The following is a 726-nucleotide window of genomic DNA, read 5'->3' as shown; positions in this document are numbered from 1 at the left end:
GAAGAGAAAGGTAGAAGAGAAGAGAAAAAGAAGAAGAAGAAAGAAAAGGAAGGGGAAGGAAAAAAAAGAAGGGGAAAAAAAAAAAGAAGGAAGAAAAAAAAGAAAGAGGAAAAGGGAAAGAAAGAGAAAAAGGAGAAAAAAGAAGAAGAGAGAAAAAAAGAAAAAAAGAAAAAAAAAAAAGGAAAGAAGAAAAGAAGGAAAGAAGAAAAAAACGAGAATAAAGAGAAAAAAAAAAGAGAAAAGAAGAAAAAAGGTAGAAAAAAAAGAAAAGAAAAAAAAAAGAAGAAAAGAAAGAAATAAAAAAAGGAAAAAGAAAGAAAAAGGAAGAAGAAGAAAAAGAGAGAAGGAAAAAAGAAGAAAAAAAAGAGGAGAAGGAAGAAAAAAGGAAGGAGAAAAAAAAGGACAGAAAAAAAGAAAGGAAGAAAAAAAAGAAGTAGAAAGAAAAATAAAAGTAGAAGAAAAAAGAAAAGAAAAAAAAAAAAAAAAAAAGGGGAGGAAGAAAAGAAAAAAAAGGGAAAAAAAGAAAAGAAGAGGAAGGGGAGAAGAAAAGAAAAAAGAAAAAGGAAGAAAAGGAGAAGAGAGAAGAAAGAAGAAAAAAGAAGGAAAAGAAAAGAAAAAAGGAAAGAAAAGAAAGAAAAGAAGAAAAAGAAGGAGAAGAAAAAAAAAAAGAAGAAAAAAGAAAAAAAAAAGAAAAAAAAGAAAAGGAAGAAAGAGAGAAAAGAGAAG

General features: G+C 26.3%; 1 protein-coding gene. It reads left to right on the top strand.

What is annotated here, in order from left to right; genetic code table 11:
• Positions 1-726, top strand: a 726-nt coding sequence (locus tag DNK85_RS12760; RefSeq protein ID WP_208123199.1) for a hypothetical protein, incomplete at both ends; no start/stop codon positions are given.

It is taken from the genome of Cysteiniphilum halobium (assembly GCF_003574425.1).
Classification (GTDB): Bacteria; Pseudomonadota; Gammaproteobacteria; order Francisellales; family Francisellaceae; genus Caedibacter; species Caedibacter halobius.
Note: the sequence above shows the minus strand (reverse complement) of the source record. Positions and strands in the feature narration are given on the sequence as shown.